Here is a 17,878-nt window from a genome sequence, read left to right as displayed (position 1 = left end):
TCGCCCCGGCCTGTTGCGGGCCGGGGCCAGCCTGACGGAGGCCCGGATGCGACGCTTTTTCCCGATCCTCGACTGGGGCCGCAGCTATGGGCGCGAGGCCCTGGTCAACGACCTTGTTGCGGCGGTGATCGTGACGATCATGCTGATCCCGCAATCGCTTGCCTATGCGCTTCTGGCCGGTTTGCCGCCCGAGACCGGGCTTTACGCCTCGATCGCGCCGCTGCTGATCTATGCCATCTTCGGCACGTCGCGCAGCCTTGCCGTCGGGCCGGTGGCAGTCGCCTCGTTGATGACAGCGGCGGCGGTGGGCGGGCTGGCGCAGCAGGGCAGCCCCGAGTATCTGGGCGCGGCCATGGCGCTGGCGTTCCTGTCGGGCCTTCTGCTGCTGGCAATGGGCTTCCTGCGGCTGGGGTTTCTGGCCGCTTTCCTGAGCCATCCGGTCATCTCGGGCTTCATCACCGCGGCGGCGCTCATCATCGCGGCCGGTCAGCTTCCGCCGCTTCTGGGCCTGTCGGCGCGGGGCGAGACGCTGCCCGAACTGGCGCTGGCGCTGCTTGGCCAGATCGACCGCGTGCACCTGCCGACGCTGGCCATGGGGCTTCTGGTGCTGGCGTTCCTGTTCTGGTCGCGCAGCCGGCTGGGCGGGCTTCTGGCACGGATCGGCGTTCCGGCGGGGCCGGCGCGGCTGATCACTCGTGCCGCGCCGGTGCTCGCGGTTGCAGCCACCACGGCTGCGGCCTTTGGGCTGGATCTGGGCGGCGCAGGCGTGGCGCTGGTGGGCGAGGTGCCGCGCGGCCTGCCCCGGCCGGCCCTGCCGCCGCTTGATCCGGGGCTCTGGATGCAGATCCTGGTGCCAGCGCTGATGATCTCGGTGGTGGGCTATGTGGAATCGATCTCGGTCGCGCAGACGCTTGCCGCCAGGCGCCGCCAGCGCATCGACCCGGACCAGGAACTCATCGCGCTTGGGGCATCGAACCTCGGCGCCTCGGTGTCCGGCGGCTTTCCGGTCACGGGGGGCTTTGCCCGCTCGGTCGTGAACCACGAGGCGGGGGCCGAAACCCCTGCCGCCGGCGCCTATACCGCCGTGGGCATGGCGCTAGCGACGCTGGTGCTGACACCGTTCCTTTATTACCTGCCCAAGGCCACGCTGGCGGCAACCATCATCGTTGCCGTTCTCTCGCTGATCGATCCGGGCGCCCTGCGCCGGACCTGGCGCTACAGCCGGACCGATTTCACGGCCATGGCGCTGACGCTGGGCGTCACCCTGGTAGCCGGGGTGGAAATCGGGATCATCCTCGGGGTTCTGGCCTCGCTGGTGCTGCATCTGTGGCGCACCTCGCGCCCGCATGTGGCGGTGGTGGGACAGGTTCAGGGAACCGAGCATTTCCGCAACGTGCTGCGGCACGAGGTGGTGACCGACCCCGCCGTGCTGAGCCTGCGTGTGGATGAAAGCCTCTATTTCCCCAATGCGCGTTTTCTTGAGGATTGCGTGCAGGATCAGGTCGCCCGCAACCCGGCACTGCGCCATGTGGTGTTGATGTGCCCGGCCGTGAATGACATCGACGCCTCGGCACTGGAAAGCCTTGAGGCGATGAACGCCCGGCTGCGGGCGGGGGGCATCACGCTGCACCTGTCCGAGGTCAAGGGTCCGGTCATGGACCGGCTGCGCCGGAGCCATTTCCTGGACGATCTGAGCGGCGAGGTTTTTCTGACCCAGTTCGACGCGATGTGCCGCCTGTCGCCGGGGCTGACGCGCGCCACCGCCGCCGCACCCCGCTGCGAAACCGATCGTCAGGCCCTGGCGGGTGCGGCCCGCTGACGGGCGGGCAGAAGGCCTGAGGGCCCGACGAGGGTGATCCCGGTCCGGCCATGGCCGTCGGCACGGGCGGGCACGCGCCATCCGCGCATGGCGCCACCCGAGACCGAGGCGCCGGCCGGAGCCGGTCCCGGAACGGGTCGGTCCTGGCAGCATCGGGGCATGACGGCCCATCGCCACCCGGCGCTGCTTCAGATCCCCGCAGTCAGCACGGCAACCGGGCCGTGACGAAACAGCCGGCCCGGTTCCAGCCCGGCTGCGGGCCGATCGGAAATCACGTCGTGCCAGGGCCCCGCGGCCCAGCCGGGAAGCACAAGCCGGGTATCCTCCCAATCGGCAGGGCGCCGTGTGCCGCCATGCAGCGCCACGGCGACGATCAGCATCTGCCCGCCCTGCTGGCGCAGGAAGCCCAGGAAACTCTCGGCGGCCGGCCCCTCGGCCGCCAGCGGCTCGTAGCTGCCGGTGGCAAAGAGTTCAGGCTGCGCGGCCCGAAGCTGCAACAGGCGCGCGGTCAGGGCCAGCTTGTCCTCGTCCAGCCGCGCCAGATCGGGTTTCCCGCCCGGCCAGAGCGGCCCGGGTTGCTGCAACAGCCCCAGAGAGGCCGCACGGCGGGAAAAGTCGACGGGACGGCGATTGTCCGGATCCACAAGGCTCTGATCCAGCATCTCGGCCCCCTGATAGAGGTCGGGCACCCCCGGCAGGGTGAATTTCAGTGCCGTCTGGATCAGGCTGTTCGCCAGCATGTCGCCGCCGATATGATCCAGAAACCCCCGGAACGAGGCGCGGAACCGGTCGGAGGCGAAAGCGCGGCGGATGAAATCGCCCAGAGCTGCCTCATAATGGCTGTCGCCGAAAACCCAGCGGCTGTTCACCCCCGCCTCGCGCACCGACTTGAGCATCGCCTCGGTCACGCGGTCGGGAAGATCGCTGGCGGGTTCCCCGGTTGCCGGCCAGGCACCAACCAGAAGCTGATAGAGGAAATATTCCTCGTTCCGATCGATCGGTGCGCCCGGGTCAGCAAGAAGGTCATGCCATTCCGCAACCTTCTGCTGCCACAGCGGCACATGGCCCGAGATCGCGGCGATACGCATCCGCGCATCCTCGCCCCGTTTGGTGTCATGGGACGAGGTGCCCAGAAGGTTGCGCGGCGCGGTGCGCGCGCGGGTGGCCTGCGCCAGATGGAAGGCGGCAACGGCCATGCCGTGATGGCCGGGTTCGCTCCCGACCTCGTTCAACGCGATCAGACGGTTGTAACGGTAAAGCGCCCGATCCTCGAGCCCCTTGGCCATCACCGGCCCGCTGAGCTGCTGGAACCGCATCGCGGCCTCGGTCACATCGGCGCGCGCGCTTGGCAGACGGTCGCGCAGATCCCCGGCCAGAACCGCGCCGATCAGGGCAAGGACGGCGGGGTCTGCCCCGGGCAGCGCGGCGGCCGCACGGGCAAGCGCGGTCTGGATCCGGGCGCGGCCCTCGGGGGCGATGCCTTCCGCATCGGCATAGGTGCGGTAGACATCCAGCGCCGCGATGACCTGCACCAGCCCCCGCCGCAAGGCGCCCTGACCGATATCGGCCCAGTCCGGAACCTGTGCGGCCAGCGCCGCGAAGCGCGAGGTGAGGGCGGCAAGCTCTGCGGCCATCGGCCCTTCAAGCACCGCCACCTTTGCCGCGTGGACAACCTCGGCCGCGGGTTCCGTCCGGCCGGTAAAGGCGTGATAGCTTTCGGTCAGCAGCGCTTCGCCCGAAGGATCGGTCACAACGCCCACGATCTCGTTGGCGAATTCGTAGCCGGTGGTGCCATCGGTTTCCCAATCCTCGGGCAGATGCTCCTCGGGGCCGAGGATCTTCTCGACGTAAAGCGGAAAGCGGCGCGGCACGGCAGCACGCAGACGCAGGCAATATCCCTTCGGGTCCAGCAGCCCGTCGATATGGTCAATTCGGATCCCGTCGGCCAGGCCCTCGCGCAGGAACGACAGGATCAGGGCGTGCGTCTCCTCGAACACTCTCTCGTGTTCGACCCGGACACCGGCCAGATCGCTGATGGTGAAGAAGCGGCGATAGTTGATGGCATCCGCATCAAGGTTGAACTTGGACGCGCGCCAATGCTGCTGCGCGATCAACGATGCGAGCGCCGCCCAACTGGACGGATCACCGGGCCGCCCCTCGTAGGCGTCCAGATCGGGAGGGTTTTCGGCAAGCTGGCGGTGCAGGTCGGGCCAGCGCGGATCGGTCGGGCCTGCGCCCTCCATCGCGGCAAAGGCACCGGCAAGCGGCGATCCCGCCTGCGCAAGCACCGCCTGATAATCGCGCGGGCAGATCGGCAGGCGATGGCTGTCATGGGCCCAGACGGCAAGCCGTCCGTCCTCGTCCAGGCGCAGCCGCAAGCCCCCTTCCACAAGCACGACGCCAAAGGGCGCCCCCAGAAACGGAAACAGCACCTTTCCACCCATGCCGGGCGCCTTCCAGTCGATGTCGAACCAATGCGCCCAGGGGCTGTCCGGCCCCCATTCCAGCACGCTTTCCCAGAAGGCATTGCCCGCACCGCCGATCCCCATGTGGTTGGGCACGAAATCAAGGATCAGCCCCAGCCCGTGATCCCGGAATGCCGCCGCCATGGCGCGGAATTCGGCCTCGGAGCCGAGCTCGGGATTGAGACGGTTGTAATCGGTCACATCATAGCCGTGGGTGCTGCCGGGGCGGGCCGCAAAGACCGGCGAGGCATAGACATGGCTGACCCCCAGCCGCGACAGATAAGGCGCCAGCGCCGCCCCATCGGCAAAGCGGAAATCGGCGGTGAATTGCAGCCGGTAGGTGGCGCGCAGGGTCATTCGCTGTCCTTTGGTCGTTCCGCGGCAAGGCCTGCGGTGATGTCGCGGTAAAGGCTGCTGTCGCAGAGGGCGTCGAGATCAGGCCCGAGTTTCCGGCGCCAGTTGGGGTATTCATCCACGGTCGAGGGCACGTTGACCGGCTCCAGCTCGCCTGCGAGGTCTTCCAGCCGCACCGCGAACAGCCGCGACGGCGCCCGCGCCAGATGCCGGTGCACGGCGATGGTCAGCAGGGCGGGCGCATCTTCGGGGCCAATCCTTCCGACCACGGTCGCATCCAGAAGCCCGGCGGCAACCAGATCCTTCAGCAGATCCGCGCGTTCGCGGACCCGGCCCGCGCCCTGTTCCTCGGCGGCCTCGGGGCTGATGAAGCCAAATCCGGCCCGCAGCGCCACGTCATCGCCGCGCCACCAGCCGCGGAAGGTCGGCAGATCGTGGGTGGACAGGCAGACCAGCGCCTCACGCGGGTAATCCTCGGGCGGGATGAAACCGTCCTCGTCCCGTTCGAAGAAGAAGATGCGGTAGGACAGGATGCGGCAGGCCTCCATCACCTCGCGGAAGCCGGCAGGAACGTTGCCCAGATCCTCGCCAATGATCACGGTCCGGTTCTTGCGTGAGGCGTCGGCCAGCGCGGTCAGCATGTCGGCCAGGGGATAGCGGGCATAGGTGCCATCCTCGGCCCCTGCCCCTTCGGGCATGAGAAACAGCTGCCAGAGCCCCATGGCGTGATCGATCCGCAGCGCCCCGGCCTGACGGGTGGCCGCTTCGATCAGGCTGCGGAAGGGCGCGGCGCGTTCGGCCGCCATGGCAACCGGCGACAGCGGCGCAAGGCCCCAGTCCTGCCCCTGTTCGTTGAAGTAATCGGGCGGCGCGCCCACCCGCACATCGGGCAGAACGATCGGGCTGCCCCAGCTTCCGGAGCCGTCCGCGGCCTCGCCCACGGCGAAATCGAGATAAAGGCCGATGCGCATTCCCGCGGCTTCGCAGGCCGTGCGGGCGGCGGCAAGCTGTTCGCCGGCCAGATGCTGAAGCCAGAGATGAAAGCGGATTTCTTCCCCGGCCTGCGCGGCAAAGGCGCGCAGGGTTGCCCCGTCGCAGTCCCGCCATTCCTCGGGCCATGCCAGCCAGCCTGCGCCATGCCCCTGCGCGACCATATGGGCCGAGACTGCCTCGAACAGGGCATGGCGGGCAAGCTCGGGATCGGGGTCGCCGGGGTCGAAGGCCCGCGCCGGCATCTGCGCAAAGATGCGCCGCAACGCCCCAAGCTTGGCCTGGGCCACCGCCGGGTAATCGACCAGATCAGTTGCGCGCAGGCGCGCAAGCGTGGCCGGATCGGCCATATCCGGCGTGAAGCCGGGCACATGATCCACCGCGATGTAAAGCGGGTTCAGAAACCGACGGTTCGAGGGCGAAAACGGGCTGCAACGGCGCGGGTCCGACAGGAACAGCGCGTGCAGCGGGTTGAGGCCCAGGAAATCCGCCCCCGCCGCCCCGGCCGGGCCGGCAAGCCAGGCAAGATCGGCAAAGTCGCCGATGCCCCAGTTCCGGGGCGAACGAAGTTGATAAAGCTGAAGCGCGATCCCCCAGAACCGGGCGGACTTGCCCCCGTCGGTATCGCTGTTCCCGCCCCCGGGAACATGACACAGCGCACCGGCCGGCGCGACAAGCTGCGGCTCGTCGGTCAGCGGTGGCAGACGCCCTTCGCCGAAGGCGGCCAGCAGCTTTTCAAGCGTGGCCGCAGGCGCGCGGTGGATCTTGCCGCCGATGCCTTCATAGTCTGGCTGTATCCCGTAGGCGCGGGCGCGATCCTCCAGGCTCATGCCTCGGCCTCGATCGTCCAGACGACCGTATGCGGGCGCAACGGCCCCCGCGTTCCGGGGCCGATGATCACCTCGCCCGCCGCCGGGGGTGCGTCCTGCGCCCGGTCCAGAAGGTTCGCGCGCAGCCGCAGCACCGCCCCGGCAAGCTGCCAGTCCACCGCGATCATCCCCTCGTCCGCCACAAGCACCCGGCCGCCGTTGCCGGGCGCGCCGGCCAGATGCGGCACCACGTGACGAAACCGCAACGCCAGCAGGGTGCGGGTGAACGCAAGCCAGTTCTGCCCCTCGTCATTGGCGGCCCGCCCCCAGTCGATACGCGAGGCCTCGAAGGTGCTCAGCGCATTCGGGTCGGGGATCGCCGCGCGCAGTTCGGCGTTCTGGAACTCGCCAAAGGCCGCGAATTCGCGCCGCCGCCCCTCGCGCACCGCTTCGGCCAGTTCGCCGTGGAAATCGGTGAAGAAGGCGAAGGGCCGCACCTCGCCCCATTCCTCGCCCATGAACAGAAGCGGGATGTGCGGCGACAGCAGGTGGATCGTCATCAGCGCCCGCACCATCGGCCGCGACGACAACGCCAGCAGCCGTTCCCCGAAGGCGCGATTGCCGGTCTGGTCGTGGTTCTGCAGGAAATCGACAAAGGCGGTGGGCGGCAGATGGGCCGAGGGTTCACCGCGCGGGGCATCGGCATGGGGGGAATGCTCGCCCTGCCAGATGAAGCCCTCGGCCAGCGCCCGCCCGAACTTTGCCCAGTGATCCTCGGTGAAATCGGCGTAGTAGCCTTCGCTTTCACCGGTGGCGATCACATGCGCCACGTTGTGGAAATCATCGTTCCATTCGCCGGAGTAAAGCCGCACCTTCCCGGCGCCGTCGCGTTCGTGCAGGCGGGTGATGTTGCGGTTGTCCTCGGTGGTCAGGTGGATATGCGCGCCCGGATGCGCGGCGCGCACCCGCCCGGCGATCTCGGCCAGGATTTCCGGGTCCGAGCCGGGATCGCGGATGTGATCGACAGCATCCAGCCGCAGCCCGTCCAGATGATATTCCTCGATCCAGTAAAGCGCGTTTTCCCCGAAGAAGCGGCGCACCGGATCGCGGTTGTAGGCGATGGCGGCGCCCCAGGGCGTCTGGCGGGCCGGGTCGAAGAAATCGGGCGCATAGGCGTGGAGGTAATTCCCCTCGGGTCCGAAGTGGTTATAGACCACATCCAGCAACACCATCAGCCCGTGGCGATGGCAGGCGTCGATAAAGGCCTTCATGTCGTCGGGGCTGCCATAGGCCGGATGCGGCGCATAGGGCAGCACCCCGTCATAGCCCCAGCCACGATTGCCGGCGAACTGGGCCACCGGCATGATCTCGACCGCCGTGATGCCGGTTTCCACCAGATGCGGAAGGCGATCGATCGCTGCGCGGAAGGTGCCCTCGGGGGTGAAGGTGCCGATGTGGACCTCGAGGATCACCGCCTCTTCCCAGGGGCGGCCCTCCCAGGGCGTCCAGTCGAAGGCGGTGGGATCGATCAGCAGCGACGGCCCATGCACGTCGCCCTTCTGCGCGCGCGCCGCCGGGTCGGGCACCGCGGCGCCGGTGCTGAGAACGAAAGCATAGTCATCCCCCGCACCCACATCCGGCAGGGTCAGATCGAACCATCCGTCGCCCTCGGCATGCATGGCATGATCGACGCCACGGCACCGCAGCCGGATCTGACGTTCTCCTGGCGCCCAGAGCCGGAAACGGGCCCCGGTTTCCACCAGTTCGGCGCCCCAGCTTTTGCGAAAGACCCGCTTCATTCGGCACTGTCCTCCAGAACGATCAGTCCGCGGGCCGGCACATCCAGCCGGCGATGTCGTTCGGCCGGGGCGCGGCGCAGGTGCAACTCGCCGGTATGGCTGTCGGCAATCCGGACCCAGTGCGCGCTGTGGGTTTCCTGCGGAAGATGGAACGAAACGGACTCGTAGTGGCTGTTGAACAGGGCCAGCAGGCTGGCGGTCTTGTTGCGCAGCAGCATGCCAAGGGTTCGCGCCTCGGGGTTGTGCCAGTCCTCCTCGGACATCTCCTTGCCGTCGGGGCGCAGCCAGCACACATCCACGCCGCGCTTGTTGCCCTTGTGCAGGAAATCCGGCTGCGACAGAAGCGGCCGCGTGCGCCGCATCGCGATCAGCCCGCGCAGGAATTCGCAGAACGCCGCATCCCGGGGATCAAGCTCGTCCAGCTTGAGCCAGTTCATCTCGTTGTCCTGGCAATAGGCGTTGTTGTTGCCGCCCTGGGTCCGGCCCACCTCGTCGCCCATCAGGATCATGGGGGTGCCCTGCGACAGAAGCAGCGTGCCCATCATCGCGCGGCGCATCTGGTCGCGCAGGTCACGCACGGCGGGATCATCGGTCGGCCCCTCGACGCCGCAGTTCCAGCTGCGGTTGTCGGAATGGCCGTCGCGGTTGTCTTCCTTGTTGGCGTCGTTGTGCTTGTCGTTGTAGGACACCGTATCCATCAGCGTGAAACCGTCATGGGCGGTGACGAAGTTGACGCTCGCCCAGGGGCGACGTCCGCGCCGGTCGAACCGTTCGGCCGTTCCCATGAGCCGCGAGGCAAGCGCCGGCAGCACCGCCGCGTCGCCCTTCCAGTAGGATCGGACCGTATCACGATACTGGTCGTTCCATTCGGCCCAGCCGGGCGGGAAGTTGCCGACCTGATAGCCGTTCGCGCCAGTATCCCAGGGCTCGGCGATCATCTTGACCTTGGACAGGACCGGATCCTGCCGCACCGCATCGAGGAAGGTGGCCGAGGGGCTGAACTGGTCGCGGTCGCGCCCCAGCGAAGACGCGAGGTCAAAGCGGAACCCGTCCACATGGCAGGCCTCGACCCAGTAGCGCAGGCTGTCCATTACCATCTGCAGCACCCGCGGATGGGTCAGATCGACCGTATTTCCGCAACCGGTCGTGTCGAAGTAATAGCGCGGATCATCGGCGAGGATATAGTAGCTCGCATTGTCGATCCCGCGGAACGACAGCGTGGGGCCCATCTGGTTGCCCTCGGCCGTGTGGTTATAGACCACGTCGAGGATCACCTCGATCCCGGCCTCGTGCAGGCGCCGCACCATCAGCTTGAACTCATGCACATTCGCGCCCGGCGAGATATAGCGCGTGGCCGGTGCAAAGAAGCCGACGGTGTTGTAGCCCCAGTAATTCGTCAGCCCCTTCTCGATCAGGTAGCGGTCGTCGAAGAAGGCCTGGGTCGGCATCAGCTCGATCGCCGTCACGCCCAGCTTGACCAGATGATCGATCACCTTCGGGTCGGCCAGGCCGCCGAAGTTTCCGCGCAGATTGTCCGGCAGGTCGGGGTGACGGGCGGTCATGCCCTTCACATGGGCCTCATAGATGATCGTCTCGGCCCAGGGTATGTTCGGACGGATATCCGGGCCCCAGGTCACGGCCGGATCCACCACCACGCATTTCGGCATGACAAAGGCGCTGTCGCGGCGATCGAAGGACAGGTCGTCGCGGCTGTGGCCGATGCGGTAGCCGAAAACCGCATCATGCCAGCGGATGTCGCCCTGAAGCTCCAGCGCATAGGGATCGATCACGAGCTTGTTCGGGTTGAAGCGGTGGCCGTTGGCCGGATCATAGGGTCCGTGGACGCGGTAGCCGTAAAGCTGGCCCGGGCGCACCTCGGGGAGGTAGCCGTGCCAGACCTCGTCGGTATATTCCGGCAGCGGAATGCGCGCCGTCTCGCGCCGGCCGCGGCTGTCGAAGAGGCACAGCTCGACCTTGGTGGCATGGGCGGAAAAGATGGCGAAGTTGGTGCCCGACCCGTCCCAGGTTGCGCCAAGCGTCGCGGGCGACCCTTCGAGAACGGTAAATTCAAACTTGCTCATGCAGGGGTCATCACAATCGTGGCCAGGGGTGGAAGGGTCAGTCGCAGCGAATGGTCGCGGCCGTGCCAGGGCGTTTCATCCGCCTGCATCAGCCCGTGGTTACCAACATTCGAACCGCCATAGCGTTCCGCATCGGAATTGAGCGCCTCGCGCCAGCCACCGGCCAGCGGCACGCCGATCCGGTAGTCATAGCGCGGGATCGGCGTCAGGTTGCAGGCGATCACCACCGGCGGTGCACCATCGTCGGATTTCCGCATGTAGACCAGGACACTTTGTGCCGCGTCGCTGGCGTCGATCCATTCGAACCCCTCGGGGTCGCAATCCAGCCGGTGCAAGGCGGGCTGGTCGCGGTAAAGCCGGTTCAGGTCGGCCACAAGCGACTGCACGCCCTTGTGCAGCGGGTCGTCCAGCAGGTGCCAGTCCAGCGACTGGTCGTGGTTCCATTCCCGCTCTTGCGCGAACTCACCCCCCATGAACAGAAGCTTCTTGCCCGGATGCGTCCACATGAAGCTGAAATAGGCCCGCAGGTTCGCGAATTTCTGCCAGCGGTCGCCCGCCATCTGCCCGATGAGCGAGCCCTTGCCATGCACCACCTCGTCATGGCTGAGCGGCAGCACGAAATCCTCGGAGAAGGCATAGACAAGACCGAAGGTCAGATCATGCTGGTGGTGGCGGCGGTGGATGGGATCGCGCCGGAAATAGGCCAGCGTGTCGTGCATCCAGCCCATGTTCCACTTGAAGTTGAACCCGAGGCCGCCATCCCTGACCGGGCGACTGACCTTAGGGAAAGCGGTGGATTCCTCGGCAATGGTGATGGCGCCCGGGTGATCGGCGCAGACGCGGTCGTTCACATCCTTCAGGAAGGCGATCGCCTCGAGGTTTTCCCGCCCGCCATGTTCGTTCGGGATCCATTCCCCCTCGCGGCGGGAATAATCGAGATAGAGCATCGAGGCCACCGCGTCCACGCGCAGCGCATCGATATGGAAGCGGTCCAGCCAGTAGAGGGCGCTCGACTGCAGGAAGTTCGACACTTCGCGTCGGCCGAAGTTGTAGATCAGCGTGTTCCAGTCTTGATGAAACCCCTGCCGCGGATCCTCGTGTTCATAAAGCGCGGTGCCGTCGAACCGCGCCAGCCCATGCGCATCCGACGGGAAATGCGCCGGCACCCAGTCAAGGATCACGCCGATCCCGGCCTCGTGCAGGCGGTCCACCAGCCGGGCGAAGGCCTCGGGCGAGCCATAGCGGCTGGTCGGTGCGAACAGCCCGACCGGCTGATAGCCCCAGGAGCCGGTGAAGGGATGCTCCGACACCGGCAGGAACTCCACATGGGTAAAACCCATCTCGGCAAGATAGGGCACCAGAAGATCCCCCAGCGCGTCGTAATCGAGGATCTCGTTCGCGCCGCCGCGTCGCCAGGATCCCAGGTGCATCTCGTAGATCGAGATCGGGGCCTGACGGTCCTGACGCCCGGCGCGAACCGCCATCCAGCCGCTGTCGTGCCAGTCGTGTTCCGGCAGCCCGTGGATCACCGAGGCCGTCTCGGGCGGCCTTTCATGGGCAAACCCCACCGGATCGGCCTTGAGCGGCATCCGCTCGCCATGGGCGCTGATGATCTCGTATTTGTAGATCTCGCCCGGTTGCAGGCCCGGGATGAACAGCTCCCACACGCCCGGCCCCAGCCGCTTGCGCATCGGATGCCGGCGCCCGTCCCAGGCGTTGAAATGCCCCACGACGCTGACGCGCCGGGCATTGGGCGCCCAGACGGCAAAGGCCACGCCCTCGGTGCCTTCATGCGTCATGGGATGCGCGCCAAGCCGGTCATAGAGGCGCCGGTGCCGGCCCTCGGCCACCAGATATTCATCCATCTCGCCCAGAACCGGACCAAAGCGGTAGGGGTCATCCACTTCCCACTCGTGGTTCCCGGCCTTCATGGCCAGGCGATAGTCGCGCCCCGGAGCAGGCCCCGCGAAAAATCCCTCGGGGTGAACGCGGGGCAGCGGAGTGACCTTGCCACCCGCGAGCACGGCCACTTCGGCTGCCTGCGGGGCAAAGACGCGCACCTCGCCGCCATGCGGGCCAAGGATCGCGAAGGGGTCGTGGTGATTGCCCCGGACGATGGCTTCGACATCAGCCGCAGCAAGGCTTTCGGGAAGGGTCTCGGGGAAAGTCGCAGCGTTGGTCATGAAGTCTCCCGTGCCAGCAGGTCAAGAATGCCGCCAAGCGGGATCCCGACCCATGCCGGTCGATTGCCAAGTTCATAGGCGGTTTCGTAAACGGCCTTTTGCAGCAGGAAGAGGTCCAGCAGCGCCTCTGCCACCTTTGCATCGGCAGGCAGGTTTGCCGCACCCTCGGCATGGCTGCGATAGGCGGCAAGGAAGTCGCGGGCCGCCTGCTGACGCCATTCCTCGATCCGGTCCAGCGCGCGTTCCGCCGTGCTGCCAAAGCTCGCGCGGTGGCGCGCGATCACCGACAGTGCCGCATAATCGAAGGACCGCAGCATCCCCGCGACATCCCGCAGGGGCGAGGATTTGGCCCGCCGTTCTGCAAGGCTGCGGGCAGGTTCGCCCTCGAAGTCGATGATGGCCACATCGTTCTGCGCCAAGAGCACCTGCCCCAGATGATAGTCGCCATGGATGCGCGACAGCTTGCCCGAGGGCGCCAGATCGCCCGCCGCCCGCAGCCGCGCAAAAAGCGCCTCGCGCTGATCGAGAAGCGCCTGCGCCAGGGGCGCGGCATCTTCGGGCAGCGGCGCCTGTTCCAGCCGCGCAAGCATCGCCCGCGCCTCGGCCTCGGCATCCGATGCCCATTGGCGCAGATGGTCCCTGGTCAGATCCTCGGCCGCGAAGGCCGGATCCTCGGTGTCGGTGGCCAGCGCCTTGTGCAGTTCTGCCGTGCGCTGGCCAAGAAGCGCGCCAAGGCTCAGCGGAAAGTCGAAGCCCGGTGCCTCGGACGGGGCATCGGTGGTCGAGGACCAGGTCTCATGCTCGTTCAGCTCCAGCATCAGCGCATCGAAGATGCCCGTCCAGGCATCACCCCGGTTGGCGACGAAGGCAAAGGCCGCAGCCAGCGTCGTCGCGCCCTTGCCGACATGGGCCACCTGCCCAAGATAGCGCGGCGTATGTTCGAAACCGGCCACCTCGGTCAGGAAGCGGGCAACCTCGACATCGGGTTGATCGCCGGCCCGCAGGCGGCGATAGAGCTTGAGGATGATCTTGTCGCTGAAGGCGATGGACAGGTTCGACTGTTCCGCCCCCAGCTGGCGCGGATCACCGGGATCGGTGATCTCGCGCAGGGCCGCGCTGCCCTCGAACCGAAGCGAACCACTGGTCAGCCCCGCCTTCATCCCGTCCAGCAATACCTGTGGCAACCGCTCGTCATAAGCGCCGTCGATCAGCGCGCCCACCCGCGCGGTGTGGCGGATCTTGGCAAGGGTATAGGAAAGCTTCGGCGCGCCCGGGCGCAGGTTCTCGTCACCCCAGCGGGCGGCGATGGGCAGGAAATAGCTTTGCTCTTCGTCTCCAAGCCCCACATCAACCGACACGAGCGCATGTTCCCCCTGGCCCAGTTCGCCCAGATGGGTCAGGCGGACGGAACTGATCGCCTCATCCTTGGCGGCAAACCAGCGTTGCAGGGGCAGCCATTGCGGCAGGACCTCATTCTGGAACTGCGCGCCCTCGCGGCCCTTGAGTGCGGTCTGAACGCGGCCGTCGCGGGTGGTTAGCGTCATGAACTCGGGCAGGATCTCGGGCAGCGCCTCGTGCCAGCTGGGCATTTCTTCCTCGGTGCTCAGGGCGAACCAGTAGAAGCCATAGGCCGGCAGCGTCAGCATGTAGGGCAGATCGCCCACGGGCGGAAAGGCCGACCGGCCCGTCAGTTCGATCGGCACCGTGTCGCGGTAGCGGGCCAGATCAAGCTCGACCGCCTGCGCGCTGTCCGACAGGTTCGCAACACACAGGTACGCCCGCCCCTCATGTTCGCGCACATAGGCAAGGATCTTGCGGTTGCGCGGGTAAAGCAGCGTCATCGTTCCGCGCCCGAAGGCCGTGTGCTGCTTGCGCACGGTAATCATCCGCCGCATCCAGTTCAGCAGCGAGGACGGATCATCGGCCTGCGCCTCGACATTGATGACCTGATGGCCATAGACGGCATCAATGATGACGGGCAGATACAGTTCCTGCGGCTTGGCGCGCGAAAAGCCGGCATTGCGATCGCCCGACCATTGCATCGGCGTGCGCACCCCGTCGCGATCGCCCAGGTAATAGTTGTCGCCCATGCCGATTTCGTCGCCGTAATAGATGATCGGGGTGCCCGGCATCGACAGCAGAAGCGAGTTCAGAAGCTCGATCTTGCGGCGGTCGTTCTGCATCAGCGGCGCAAGACGGCGGCGGATGCCAAGGTTGATGCGCGCGCGGGTATCGGCGGCATAGGTCTGCCAGAGGTAGTCGCGTTCCTCGGAGGTGACCATTTCCAGCGTCAGCTCGTCATGGTTGCGCAGGAAGATACCCCATTGGCAGCCTTCCGGAATCTCCGGCGTCTGGCGGATGATGTCGGTGATCGGATGCCGGTCGGCCTGCGCGAGCGCCATGTACATCCGCGGCATCAGCGGGAAGTGAAAGCCCATGTGACATTCATCACCTTCGCCGAAATAGGGCCGCGTATCTTCGGGCCACTGGTTCGCCTCGGCCAGCAGCATCCGGTCGGGGAAATGCGCATCCAGATCGGCGCGGATCTTCTTCAGCACCTCATGGGTTTCGGGCAGGTTCTCGTTGTTGGTCCCGTCGCGTTCGACCAGATAGGGGATCGCATCGAGCCGCAGCCCGTCCACCCCCATGTCGAGCCACATCCGCATGACCTTCAGCACTTCTTCCAGCACCCGGGGATTGTCGAAGTTCAGGTCGGGCTGGTGCGAATAGAAGCGGTGCCAGTAGTAGGCGCCGGCCACCGGGTCCCAGGTCCAGTTCGACTTTTCCGTATCGAGAAAGATGATCCGGGTTTCCGGCCATTTCTCATCCGTGTCCGACCAGACATACCAGTCGCGCGCCGCCGATCCCGGCTTGGCCCGCCGCGCCTTCTGGAACCACGGGTGCTGGTCGGAGGTGTGGTTGATGACCAGTTCGGTGATGACGCGGATGCCGCGCCTGTGGGCCTCGTTCACGAAGGCCTTGAAGTCCTTCATCGACCCGTAAGACGGGTTGATCGAGCGATAGTCCGAGATGTCATAACCATCATCGCGCAGCGGCGAGGGGTAGAAGGGCAGCACCCAGATCGCGGTCACGCCCAGTTCCTGCACATAGTCCAGCCGCTGCATCAGCCCGGCGAAATCGCCGATACCGTCACCGTTGCTGTCCTGGAAGGCCTTGATGTGCAACTGATAGATGATCGCGTCCTTGTACCAGTCGGACTGGCTGCGGTCGATCGCGGTGCCGGACCGGACGGCAAAGTTGGCATTGTCTCGTTTGGAAAGGGGAAGGTTCATCAGCGCGGCACTCCGGGCGCGAAAATCTGCCAGATGGCATAGGGGCGGGTTTCGGGGTCAAGCTCGAGCCACTGGTATTTGCCGTGCCAGGTAAAGCTGTTGCCATGGATCAGGTCGCGCACCTCGACCGAGGCGTCATCGGGCAGGCCGAATTCCCACAGCGGCACTTCGAATTGAAAGCTCTGCACGTTGTGGGGATCGAGGTTCACATGGATCAGCACGAAGTCGTCGCCCGCCTGCTTGCCATAGGCCAGAACCTGATCGTTGCCCGCGTGGTAGAACGAGAGGTTGTCGAACCCCTGCAGCGCCGGATGATCGCGGCGCAGACGGTTCATCAGTCGGATATCGTCCTTGATATGGCCGGGCTGGTCCATGTCCCAGGCGCGGATCTCGTATTTCTCGGAATTGAGGTATTCCTCCTTGCCCGGGACGGGCGCGGCCTCGCAGATCTCGTAGCCGTTATAGACGCCGTAGTTGCCGCCCAGCGTCGCCGCCAGCACCAGACGGGTGCGAAAGCCGGGCCTGCCGCTGGTCTGCAGGAATTTCGGGTTGATGTCGGGCGTGTTGACGAAGAAGTTGGGCCGCATGTAGTGGCGGCATTCTTCCTGCGTCAGCTCGGTCAGATAGTCGGTGATCTCCGCCTTCTCGTTGCGCCAGGTGAAATAGGAATAGCTTTGCGAGAACCCCACCTTGGCAAGCCGCTTCATCACCTTGGGCCGGGTAAAGGCCTCGGCCAGGAAGATGACATCGGGGTGCTTGTCGCGGACCTCGGCAATCATCCATTCCCAGAACGGGAACGGTTTGGTGTGCGGGTTGTCAACGCGGAAGATCCGCACGCCATGGCCGACCCAGAACAGCACGACATCGCGCAGCGCATACCAGAGCCCCGGCAGGGCATCGCGGTAGAAATGGACGTTGACGATATCCTCGTATTTCTTGGGCGGGTTCTCGGCGAACTTGATCGTGCCGTCCGGGCGCCAGTCGAACCATTCGGGGTGTTCCCGGATCCAGGGATGATCGGGCGAACACTGGATGGCGAAATCCAGCGCGATTTCCAGCCCGTGATCGCGGGCGGCATCGACCAGCCGGCGAAAATCGTCAAAGCTGCCAAGCTCGGGGTGCAGCGCGTCATGGCCCCCCTCGTCAGACCCGATGGCATAGGGACTGCCCGGCTCACCCTCTTGCGCCGTCAGGCTGTTGTTGCGGCCCTTGCGATTGGTCTTGCCGATCGGATGGATCGGCGGAAAGTAAAGCACGTCAAAGCCCAGATCGCGCACATAGGGCAGCCGCGCGATCACGTCGTCGAAGGTGCCGTGCCGGTTCACGTCGCCTGACTGCGAGCGCGGCATGATCTCGTACCAGGCGCTGAAGGCTGCGGCCTCGCGGTCGGCATAAAGCGGGAGCACCTTGTAGGGGGTGGCGTTGGTGCGCGGCCCCACCTCCTGCATCAGCGCCAGAACCTCGGGCGCGCCAAGCTGCGCGAACCGCGCGGCATCGGTGTCGGCACCCGCGCCCTTGGCCAGTGCCTTGTCGGCCTTGAGCAGGTCTTTCAGCCGGGCTTTTGCCTCGCGATGGGCACGGCCTTCGCTGCCGCAGGCGGTATCGATCAGCCGGCGGCCTTCTTCCAGTTCCAGCGCGATGTTCTGACCGGCGGCGTGTTTCTTCGTCACCTCCTTGCGCCACGTGGCGAAAAGATCCCGCCAGGCGATGAAGCTGATCTCGTAATCGCCCGGTTCGGGGAAAGTCACCGTGGCCGTCCAGCGGTCATTCACCAGGAACTCCATCGGTTCCTCGATGAAGTCGGCCGCGCCCCGCGGACGCCAGAGGAAGGCCGCGTCGATCTCGTCATGTCCGTCCGAGAAGATGTCGGCCTCGATGCTGACCGGGCGCCCGGCGACGACCTTGGCCGCAAAGCGCCCGCCATCGATCTCCAGCGACACGCCCTCGATGGCCAGCCGGTCGGCGGCAAGGCGGTGGAGCGTGGGATCCGTCACCACGGCTGACACAACCGCCTTGGCGGCGCGTTTCGCCCTGGGGGCCGAGGCCTTGGCAGCCTGCCGGGGCGGACGCTCGGCTTTCTCTGCG

Annotated in this window: 8 protein-coding genes; 1 reads left to right on the top strand and 7 read right to left on the bottom strand. The window is 66.3% G+C overall.

Going from position 1 to position 17,878, the window contains the following annotated elements:
* Nucleotides 1-46: 46 nt before the first annotated feature.
* The gene (locus ACFQXB_RS05170; protein WP_377400140.1) at nucleotides 47-1,819 is read left to right on the top strand and encodes a SulP family inorganic anion transporter; all 1,773 of its coding nucleotides are present in this window, start codon (nucleotides 47-49) and stop codon (nucleotides 1,817-1,819) included.
* Nucleotides 1,820-2,007: 188 nt separating this feature from the next.
* On the opposite strand, the gene treY is transcribed toward ACFQXB_RS05170, so the two are convergent.
* From treY to ACFQXB_RS05135, 7 genes are read right to left on the bottom strand one after another with little or no spacing between them, the layout of a single operon-like run.
* A complete protein-coding gene (gene treY, locus ACFQXB_RS05165) occupies nucleotides 2,008-4,641 on the bottom strand; it encodes a malto-oligosyltrehalose synthase (RefSeq protein ID WP_377400137.1) in 2,634 nt (877 codons plus the stop codon).
* The gene (gene malQ, locus ACFQXB_RS05160) at nucleotides 4,638-6,458 is read right to left on the bottom strand and encodes a 4-alpha-glucanotransferase (RefSeq protein WP_377400134.1); all 1,821 of its coding nucleotides are present in this window, start codon (nucleotides 6,456-6,458) and stop codon (nucleotides 4,638-4,640) included. Before malQ ends, treY begins: the two co-directional genes overlap by 4 nt.
* A complete protein-coding gene (gene treZ / locus ACFQXB_RS05155) occupies nucleotides 6,455-8,236 on the bottom strand; it encodes a malto-oligosyltrehalose trehalohydrolase (protein WP_377400131.1) in 1,782 nt (593 codons plus the stop codon). The genes malQ and treZ overlap by 4 nt, the downstream gene beginning before the upstream one ends.
* Entirely contained in the window at nucleotides 8,233-10,317 is a 2,085-nt protein-coding gene (gene glgX / locus ACFQXB_RS05150) for a glycogen debranching protein GlgX (RefSeq protein WP_377400128.1), read from the bottom strand. Before glgX ends, treZ begins: the two co-directional genes overlap by 4 nt.
* On the bottom strand, nucleotides 10,314-12,500 hold the full coding sequence (gene glgB / locus ACFQXB_RS05145; protein ID WP_377400125.1) for a 1,4-alpha-glucan branching protein GlgB: 2,187 nt from the start codon (nucleotides 12,498-12,500) through the stop codon (nucleotides 10,314-10,316). The genes glgX and glgB overlap by 4 nt, the downstream gene beginning before the upstream one ends.
* Nucleotides 12,497-15,793: a maltose alpha-D-glucosyltransferase gene (gene treS / locus ACFQXB_RS05140; RefSeq protein WP_377400122.1), complete on the bottom strand. Its 3,297-nt coding sequence runs from the start codon at nucleotides 15,791-15,793 to the stop codon at nucleotides 12,497-12,499. The genes glgB and treS overlap by 4 nt, the downstream gene beginning before the upstream one ends.
* On the bottom strand, nucleotides 15,793-17,787 hold the full coding sequence (locus ACFQXB_RS05135) for an alpha-1,4-glucan--maltose-1-phosphate maltosyltransferase (protein WP_377400743.1): 1,995 nt from the start codon (nucleotides 17,785-17,787) through the stop codon (nucleotides 15,793-15,795). The genes treS and ACFQXB_RS05135 overlap by 1 nt, the downstream gene beginning before the upstream one ends.
* Nucleotides 17,788-17,878: the final 91 nt, after the last annotated feature.

It is taken from the genome of Halodurantibacterium daqingense, from assembly GCF_042666235.1.
GTDB classification, from domain to species: domain Bacteria; phylum Pseudomonadota; class Alphaproteobacteria; order Rhodobacterales; family Rhodobacteraceae; genus Halodurantibacterium; species Halodurantibacterium daqingensis.
The sequence above is the reverse complement of the archived record's forward strand: the minus strand, read 5'-3'. Positions and strand labels throughout refer to the sequence as shown.